We start from the raw sequence: 9,227 nt of genomic DNA, 5'->3' as shown, positions 1-9,227 counted from the left end.
TGGATATCTTGCTGAGTTATTTAGCCACGTCCAGCGACTAGCGAGACTTCCCTCACCTCATGACACGATAAGTCAACATCGATTCAGGTTTATGGAAGGTCGACTAAAAGCGGACTTGTCGTCCAACGTCGACATACCCCCTATGTAGGGCCATGTTTCCTTTATCTCCTGCGGTTCAGTCCAGTCCGTACGTCGCTAACCGGCGCTCTGCGCTTTTGTTCAGAATCGGTGGGGGGCGGGTTTGACTAATTGGCTAAGTCTAGGGTAGTAACGAGTGAAGACATGTTCAAATAGGAAGTAAATGGCCAAGTCCTAGGTAGTAACGAGGCAAGATATGTTTGAATAGGCAATAAATGGCCAAGTCCTAGGTAGTAACAAGGCAAGATATGTTAGAATAAGCAATAATCGGCCAAGTCTCAGATAGAACTGAGTGAAGACATGTCCAAATCCGATTTAATCAGACATGTTTAGAAGAGTAGCCGGGTAAGATATGTCTAAATAGAGAATAAACAGCCATTTTTAATAGATTGCCCACAAGAGATATGGCCAAATAGTGTGTATTTATGCCATGTCATGAGGAATATTCACAATGCCACGCTTCGACAACAAAATAGGCACTTTATTAAAATCAACAAATACACCCGAATTTGAACACTTTCTAAGAAGATTGCTCGTGAGAACTGTCGTAAGTTCTCACGAGTATACCAACTCATGCACCCATATCCATTCAATAATCCTTCCAAAAAACAGCCAACTCTAAAACGGGTTTGTTGCCCACTGTAAAGATTGTTTAATGAAAATTCGATGATTTAATTTTAGTTGAGCAACCATAAATTCCGCTAGATCCTCGGGTTGCATATATTTATCCTTGTCATGTTCATCGAGGTTGTCGCCCATCGCCATTTCTGTAGCAACCAAACTTGGATTCATAGTGAAAACTCTGATATTGTTGCGCCGAACTTCTTGCATTAGCGCTTCTGTCATCCCTTGAATCGCAAATTTGCTGGCACTATAAGATGTCGACCCTGCTGTAGCTTTTAGTCCATTACTTGAGGATATGTTTATAATGTCACCTTTATCTTTCGCAACCATATGTGGTAACACAGCACGGGTCACATGATAGGTACCAAACACATTCACTTCAAACGTACGCTTCCAATCGGCAGGATCTGCTTCCAACAAACTTCCTTTCGATCCAATTCCGGCGTTGTTGATTAGAATATCTGCTGGACCTAACTTGTTTTCTAACTCGGCAACTGCTTGATCAACTGCGTCCATATTGGATATGTCTACTACAGCGACAGCTGCTTTTACACCAAGCGCTTCTACTTGTTGTGCTACTTCTTTTAGTTTGTTTTCCGTTCGAGCCATCAAGCCAACATGAATGCCTTCTTTGGCAAAGGAGAGTGCAGTAGCTTTTCCAATTCCACTACTTGCACCGGTGATATACGCCACTTTCCCTTTAATTTGTTGTCCCATAAAAACCATCCTCTCTACTTATCTCCTTTAATTGTAACGCTAAAAAGATGTGTAAATCCATTAATGTGGGATAGTGAAAACAAGTTGGAAGCCAAGTAATCGTTAATTACAAAAATAGGATTTAATATAAAAAATAAGGCTCTTTTCGTAAACTTTGTGCTATTCATCATTGATGGACACGTCGTCGAAGTTGTTCTTGCTCCACCAAGCTGTTGTTTTCTGCGGAGAACGCCGTCACCTGCCTATGATTAGGACACACAAGCAGGCTAGGAATATTCGCGGACACAGTAGCACTTATTTTACCTGTAATGCTGGTTTTTACTATTTGGCGGTCTCCAGAGCCCTTATTTGCTAAAAACAGCATATAACAGCAAGCATTTTTTTCAAATAAGTGCGCTGGAGGCCGCACAATTCTACATATAACACTTTTGTTACAAATAAGAGCTGTGGTGTCCGCCAGTGTCAAACAACCCCATTTCGCCAGGACAACCACAAACTTCGGTACATTTTCTTGTGTTAATAACAACAATCTTTTAGAAAACAGCTAAAAACAAAGAGGACGCCCCAACCGGGACACCCTCTCCATTATTCTTCCTCATAATCCGGTGACATACCTTTTCGAACAAACAGTGCAATCCCAAATGAAATCACAGTTAATACTAATGCAAACCAATAGGCATGATGCACGCCGTAGGTCATTGCAGTATCAGCTACATGCTCTGTTATTTCGCCTGACTGTTTGTCTAGGTAACTGTCTCTTCCTTGTGTCATAATGCTAACAAACACAGAAACGCCGAGTGCTCCTGCTACTGGCTGCAATGTATTGGCAATCGCTGTACCATGAGGGTACAAGCGTTTTGGTAGCTCATTCAACGCGTTTGTTTGTGATGGCATCATAATTGCCGAAATAGACAGCATTAGTAAAATGTACACAATAATAAACGACCAAATTGGAACGGAAGGATTGATATTGCTAAAAAATAGCATTACTCCGACTAGCACAATGGTTCCAGGGATCATCAATTTTCTTGGGCCAAATTTATCAAATAAATTCCCCATAACCGGAGACATAATCCCATTTAACAATGCACCTGGCAATAACAGAATGCCAGCTATTTTGGCAGAATAGCCAAGTGGCCCTTGTAAATACATTGGCATCACAATCTCGGATGCAAACATGGCCATAATGACAATCACAAACAGTCCGACACCTAGTGTATAGTTTTTATACTTGAACACACGTACATCTAATAAGGGTTCATCTAACTTCAATTGACGAAGCACGAATAAAATCATACTTAGTAAACTAACAGAGAGCACAGAAAGAAATGTTACAGATAAGAAACCTTCTGGCTGTTCACCAGCACTACTAAATGCATATACGATTCCACCAATCCCGATCGTTGAAAGTATAATCGATAGTATATCGACCTTTGGACGTGTAATTTCTCCAACATTTGTTAAATATTTGATTGCAAACACAATCGAAAATAAGGCGAACGGAATAACAGTGATAAATAACCAACGCCAGCCAAGAAAATCAACAATGACCCCAGATAAAGTTGGTCCAATTGCGGGAGCAAACATAATCACTAATCCAAATGTCCCCATAATTTTTCCGCGAACCTCAGGACGATAAAGTAAAAGGATCGTATTGAAGATGATTGGTATTAAAAGCCCAGTACCAACCGCTTGAATCATACGACCAGTTAATAACATCGGGAAATTTAAAGCACACGCAGCAATCGTCGTCCCTAGCAAAAATACGCTCATCACACCAATGAACATCTGTCTCGTCGTAAACCATTGAATGAACAGCGCGGAAATAGGCATTAACACACCCATCACTAACATAAAACCAGTAGCCAACCATTGAACAGTCGGCTCATCAACCCCGAATACACGCATGAACTCTGTTAACGCAATATTAAGTAATGTTTCATTTAAAATAGCAAAAAAAGCACCAATCATAAACGTAATCAGAATGGGCTTCGTCTTGATCGTCGATTCCATATTGTACCTCCACATCACAATTATAAACTGAACATAAAATCATACTTATACATTATGGATTTATTACTCCCCTATATCAAACATAATGCACTGGGACGTATAGGGGAGCATCTTTCACTTATAAAAAGACGTATGAAAATATGAAGGAAGGATGAAGTTTGAGAAGGATGCATGAGAGTCATATTGGATGTTTACTTAACCCAAACTATTATTTGATTCAACAACCCCATAATGAGAAGATAGAATATAAAGGGGTTACAGCTTTAAAAGAAAGAGTAAGAAGAAATAAAAAATTTTATGCCAGTGTCTAGCTCCGATCGCCAGAAACTTGATGATTTCACGAATCGCTACAATAAGTCATCATTGATTCAAGTTTTATCGAAGGTCGACTAAAAGCGGACTTGTCATCCAATGTCGACATACCAAAATGGATAGGCGTGATTTTTTTATCTTAGTCGATTCGCTTCAGTCGCTACGTTTCTATGCGTGCACTCTGTGCTTTGACTATAAAATAGGAAACAACCATGGTTGCCAGGAACATGCCACCACTAAGAAAAGGATGAAACTTATATAGGACAGTTAAGTTGAACAAGCTTTATAAGTGTCTTTTTCAAAGCAACGTGAGCTGTGTGTTTATGAACCACAATCAATGCATAAAGGGATTGAATAAAAACCGTCTGAGTAGTATAGTAACAGTGATAAAATTTATATTATCATGAAAAGGGGATCAAAATGAGCCGGAATTCTAGGAAATTGGAAATACTTAATGCTGCGTCAAAAATTGTTAGTGAAAGAGGTATTTTTAACTTAACACTAGAAGCTACAGCTAAAGAAGCTGGAATTAGTAAAGGTGGACTACTTTACCATTTTCCTTCAAAGGAAGCGTTAGTGAGTGGAATGGTTAATCACCTAGCGGATAATTACAGAGAAAAAATAACGAATAATGCCGAAAATGACCTCAATGATAAAGGGAAATGGCTACGTTCATACGTTAACGTGACATTTAATCAAACCTATCAGAATAAAGATATGAACTCTGGTCTATTAGCAGCGAAGGCCGTTAATGCTGACTTGCTTGACCCTATTCGTCAATTATACTCCGAGTGGCAGGAAGAGATTGAAAATGATGGTATTGATCCTGTTAAGGCTACGATTATTAGGTTGGCCACAGACGGAATTTGGTTGGCAGAACTTTTCGATATTTATCATATCGGTGATGAAAAGAAAGATATTGTATATAAAACTCTTTTGGAATGGGCGAACGAATAATGTGATGGTTCCCCCTTTTTTTGTTCGCGGAAAGAATTTTCTTGTGTTTTTCTAGTATAGGTAAAAACCTTGATACTTCAAGTGTTATCAACAATTAACTATTTGATAATAATCCGATTTTTCACTTGATCCCTTGAAATAAAACCGTCTGGATGGTACAGTAATATCTAGATATAAAACCGTCTGGACGGTATACTTATTATTTTGGTTTAAATCAGGATTATTTATAATGAACTTGTTGGAGGGGAAAAAGTGAAGAACAAGGTTATGTTAACAGCCGCGGTAACAGGTGCTGGCGATACTACAAAAAAAAGCTCTTATGTTCCAGTAACACCAAAAGAAATAGCAGAAGCAGCTATCGAAGCTGCTAAATCGGGAGCAACGGTAGCTCACATACATGCTCGTGATCCCAAAACGGGAGGGATTAGTCACAGCATTGACCATTACCGTGAAATTGTTGATCGTATTCGGGATTCTGAAACGGATGTTGTGATTAACATTACATCAGGTGGTGGAGGTGACTTCATTCCGAGCTTAAATACACCAGCTGCTGGTGGCGAAGGAACAGATATTCAAACCCCTGCTGAACGCTATGAGCCTGTGGGTGAGTTGCTTCCGGAAATGTGTACACTCGATTGTGGAAGTGTGAATTTCGGTAACATGATTTACATGAGCCCCACGGATTGGCTAAGACAGCAGGCAAAACTCATTCAGCAGAGTGGCGTCAAACCTGAATTAGAATGCTTTGATACAGGCCACTTACGCTTTGCCAAGCAATTAATTAACGAAGGATTAATTGATGGAGATCCAATGTTTCAGTTTTGTTTAGGAATACCGTGGGGAGCAGATGCGGATACGGAAACGATGTTATATATGAAAAACCGCCTTCCTGAAAACGCACACTGGTCAGCATTTGGAATTGGACGTATGCAATTACCAATTGTTGCACAAACCGCACTACTCGGTGGAAATGTAAGAGTGGGATTAGAGGATAATTTATATCTTGAAAAAGGCGTACTGGCAAGAAATGATCAATTAGTGGAAAAGGCAACACAACTATTGAATAGCAATGGGATCGAGATAATGACTCCTCAAGAAGCACGAGATCACTATAAATTGAGAACACCATAAGGAGGAATGCGGAAGTGAATCAACATATAAAAAAACTTGCTGTTGTAGGCACGGGCGTAATTGGAAATGGGTGGATTGCTAGATTCCTAGCGCAGGGATACGAAGTGATAGCTTTTGACCCGGCAGAAGGGGCAGAGGAAAGAACACGTCAGACTGTGGAGCATGCTTGGCCATCTTTAGAAAAATTGGGACTTGCAGATCAAGCATCACCGAATCATTTAACATTTGTTCCTACTTTAGAAGAAGCAGTAGCAGATGCTGACTTAATTCAAGAAAATGTTCCAGAACGTGAAAGCTTAAAGAAAAGTGTATTAGCGAGTATCGATCAGCATGCAAAACCTGAGGCAATTATTGCATCTAGTACATCAGGGATTATGCCTAGTACGTTACAAGAGGGACTTCAACATCCTGGACGTATGATCGTTGCCCATCCATTTAATCCCGTATATATTTTACCTCTTGTAGAGCTAGTAGGAGGTAGCCTCACAGATTCTTCTGTTATAGATCGTGCAAGTGAATTTTTTAAATCTATTAACATGAAACCTTTAGTCATTCACAAGGAAGTTGAAGGTCATCTGGCAGATCGTTTAATGGAAGCACTCTGGCGTGAGGCACTTCATCTAGTCAATGATGGAGTTGCTACTACAGAAGAGGTCGATGCGGCGATTATTTATGGCGCTGGCCTACGTTGGGCACAAATGGGCCCTTTCTTAACCTTCCACTTAGCTGGGGGAGATCAAGGGATGCGCCATATGTTAGAACAGTTTGGACCTGCCTTAAAGCTTCCATGGACAAAGCTACAAGCACCAGAGCTTACTGATGAATTAAAGGAAAAAATAATTGAAGGCTGTGAATCACATGCCGGAGATGTATCCATCACTGAGCTAGAGCAAAAGCGAAATGAGTTTTTAGTGAAGCTGCTTGATTTAGTTGATGAATACTGGCCGGAGTCTAGAAATACAGTAACCAACTAGAAGCGCATGGAGGTGGAGTAAACCATGATAAAGGATTCTTTCTTGTACGAAGATCAAGTTCGCAGCGAATGGGTAGATTATAACGGACATATGAATGACTCTTCCTATGCAAAAGTGTTTAGTTTAACCGTTGATTCATTTATGGATTACATCGGCTTAGACGCTAAAGCCCGAGAAAATTATAATTATACGATTTTCACCTTGGAGACGCATCTCTGCTATTTGAAAGAGGCACATGAAGATGAAAGTCTCCATGTATCGATCCAGTTATTAAATATTGATGCCAAACGCATGCATGTGTTTTTTGAGATGAAAAATGCAGATGGAAACTTGATAGCAACAAGTGAACAGATGCTTATGGGAATGGATACAAACCAAGAAAAGCCGGCACACTTCCCCGCAGCTGTTGGAGCAAGTATAGAAGCGATGTGGAAAATACATGACCATATGGATGCTCCTAAACAAGTAGGAAGAATAATCGGAATTAAGCGGTAAATCTTACCTGGAGAAGGGAAGCGTTCTTTATGAAAATAGCTTTAGGTCAATTTCAACCAGTATTAGGGGATAAGGCTAAAAATTTACAATCAATCAAACAACAAATGGAGCAAGCAGCTGAGCAAAAGGCAGATCTCATCCTTTTTCCTGAACTCTGTTTAACCGGTTATTTCATTCAAGATGCAACAGACAACCTTGCAGAACCGGTGAATGGTGAAAGTGTGAAACAGGTTCAAAAATGGAGTAAAGAATTGAATCTATATGCTGTCTTTACTTGGCCAGAATTAAAGGACGATGGATTAGTCTATAATTCTGCAAGTCTTATTTCTAATACAGGAGATATTGTAGGGATTTATAGAAAAGTACACCTTTATGATGAAGAAAAATTAGTATTTACACCAGGAGAACGTTTCAAAGCGTTTGATACGGAACTGGGTAAAATTGGGTTGATTATTTGCTTTGATTTAGATTTTCCTGAATCCATTCGATCTTTAAAAATAGATCAAGCAGATATCGTATTATGTTCCACGAATAATATGGAACCTTATCAGGATTACCAAGAAGCTTATTTAAAGAGTCGTTCGATGGAAAATGAGATTCCAGTAGCCATTTGTAATCGAATAGGAACAGAAAGAGATTTAACGTTTTTTGGAGAAAGTGCTATTTACAGTGAACGAGGCAAGAATTATATAAAGCTGGCTGAGCATCCAGTTACAAAAACAGTAGAAGTACCTATTAGGCTGAAAACAGATCCTAATTTGCAGTATGTGAACAACAGAAGGCCTGTTAGTTATCAATTGCTTAGCAAATAAAAAAATAAGGAGGAATTTGTTTTGATTAAAACAAAAAGTTTATTAAAATCAGCAATTTTTCTAATGTTACTAGTAGCATTAGTAGCTTGCGGCAATGATCAAGGGGAAGATGGAAAAGAAACAATCGTTTTTGGAGATTCAGGTTGGGACAGCCTTCGTTTTCACAATGAAGTTGCAAGAACGATTGTGGAAGAAGGATATGGATATCCAACGGAACAAACAGCAGGATCTAGTGAAATGGTTTGGACAGCAGTACGTGAAGGTGATATAGATGTTCATATGGAAGGATGGACGAAAAATCTAGGTGATATTTATACAGAAGGAATAGAAAGCGGAGACTTTGTGAAGATGTCTGTTAACTTTGACGATAGTTTCCAAGGCTTTTATGTTCCTAGATATGTGATTGAAGGAGATCCAGAGCGAGGAATTGAACCAATGGCTCCTGATTTAGAATATGTAACAGACTTACCGGAATATTGGGAGCTATTTCAAGATCCAGAAGATAGCTCAAAAGGTAGAATTATTGGAGCTATCTCTGGCTGGTCTGTAGATGAAATTCTTTTCCAAGCGTTTGAAGAGTATGGCTTAGATGAAACATATAATTATTTCCGCGCTGGTTCTGAAGCTGGTATTAATGCTTCATTGGCAGACGCATATGAAAAAGGTGAGCCTTGGATTGGATACAACTATGAGCCGAACTGGGTTCTAGGAAAATATGATATGGTACCTCTAACAGAAGAAGATCCAGAAGGAATTCTAAATAACGCTGCTAATCAAGATGTAAATGTTGTAGCCCATAAAAGCTTACTTGAGAGAGCCCCTGAAGTAGCAGAATTCCTAAAAAATTATCAAACTACAAGTGAATTAGCTAACGAAGCGTTAAAGTATATTTCAGATGAAGGTGCTACACCAAAAGAAGCTGCGATTAAATTTCTGAAGGAAGAGGAGGGAATTTGGACGGAATGGGTTCCGGAGGATGTAGCTGATGCGGTAAAAGAATCCATTCAATAGGAAGAGAGACAACTAGATAGAGCGTGTTTAAAAAAGAAGAATG

The 9,227-nt window shown here is 39.4% G+C and carries 8 protein-coding genes; 6 read left to right on the top strand and 2 right to left on the bottom strand.

Annotated features, from left to right (window positions below):
• Positions 1–756 precede the first annotated feature (756 nt).
• Both ACI6MV_RS11865 and ACI6MV_RS11860 read right to left on the bottom strand, forming a co-directional pair.
• On the bottom strand, positions 757–1,479 hold the full coding sequence (locus ACI6MV_RS11865; RefSeq protein ID WP_407270512.1) for a 3-ketoacyl-ACP reductase: 723 nt from the start codon (positions 1,477–1,479) through the stop codon (positions 757–759).
• Positions 1,480–2,064: 585 nt separating this feature from the next.
• The gene (locus ACI6MV_RS11860) at positions 2,065–3,492 is read right to left on the bottom strand and encodes an MDR family MFS transporter (RefSeq protein ID WP_407270511.1); all 1,428 of its coding nucleotides are present in this window, start codon (positions 3,490–3,492) and stop codon (positions 2,065–2,067) included.
• A gap of 732 nt (positions 3,493–4,224) precedes the next feature.
• Here ACI6MV_RS11860 and ACI6MV_RS11855 point away from each other — a divergent pair.
• From ACI6MV_RS11855 to ACI6MV_RS11830, 6 genes are all read left to right on the top strand, one after another.
• The gene (locus ACI6MV_RS11855) at positions 4,225–4,761 is read left to right on the top strand and encodes a TetR/AcrR family transcriptional regulator (RefSeq protein ID WP_407270510.1); all 537 of its coding nucleotides are present in this window, start codon (positions 4,225–4,227) and stop codon (positions 4,759–4,761) included.
• A gap of 252 nt (positions 4,762–5,013) precedes the next feature.
• Positions 5,014–5,892 (top strand): beta-keto acid cleavage family enzyme, encoded by an 879-nt coding sequence (locus ACI6MV_RS11850; protein ID WP_407270509.1) that lies wholly within the window; start codon positions 5,014–5,016, stop codon positions 5,890–5,892.
• A 14-nt stretch (positions 5,893–5,906) separates the two neighbouring features.
• The gene (locus ACI6MV_RS11845) at positions 5,907–6,866 is read left to right on the top strand and encodes an L-carnitine dehydrogenase (RefSeq protein ID WP_407270508.1); all 960 of its coding nucleotides are present in this window, start codon (positions 5,907–5,909) and stop codon (positions 6,864–6,866) included.
• Between the two features lie 24 nt (positions 6,867–6,890).
• A complete protein-coding gene (locus tag ACI6MV_RS11840; protein ID WP_407270507.1) occupies positions 6,891–7,361 on the top strand; it encodes a thioesterase family protein in 471 nt (156 codons plus the stop codon).
• A 29-nt stretch (positions 7,362–7,390) separates the two neighbouring features.
• Positions 7,391–8,173 (top strand): carbon-nitrogen hydrolase family protein, encoded by a 783-nt coding sequence (locus ACI6MV_RS11835; RefSeq protein ID WP_407270506.1) that lies wholly within the window; start codon positions 7,391–7,393, stop codon positions 8,171–8,173.
• 21 nt (positions 8,174–8,194) lie between these two features.
• Positions 8,195–9,184 (top strand): glycine betaine ABC transporter substrate-binding protein, encoded by a 990-nt coding sequence (locus ACI6MV_RS11830; protein ID WP_407270505.1) that lies wholly within the window; start codon positions 8,195–8,197, stop codon positions 9,182–9,184.
• Positions 9,185–9,227 lie beyond the last annotated feature (43 nt).

Source organism: Radiobacillus sp. PE A8.2 (assembly GCF_045635475.1).
GTDB lineage: Bacteria > Bacillota > Bacilli > Bacillales > Amphibacillaceae > JBJGXI01.
The sequence above is the reverse complement of the archived record's forward strand: the minus strand, read 5'-3'. Positions and strand labels throughout refer to the sequence as shown.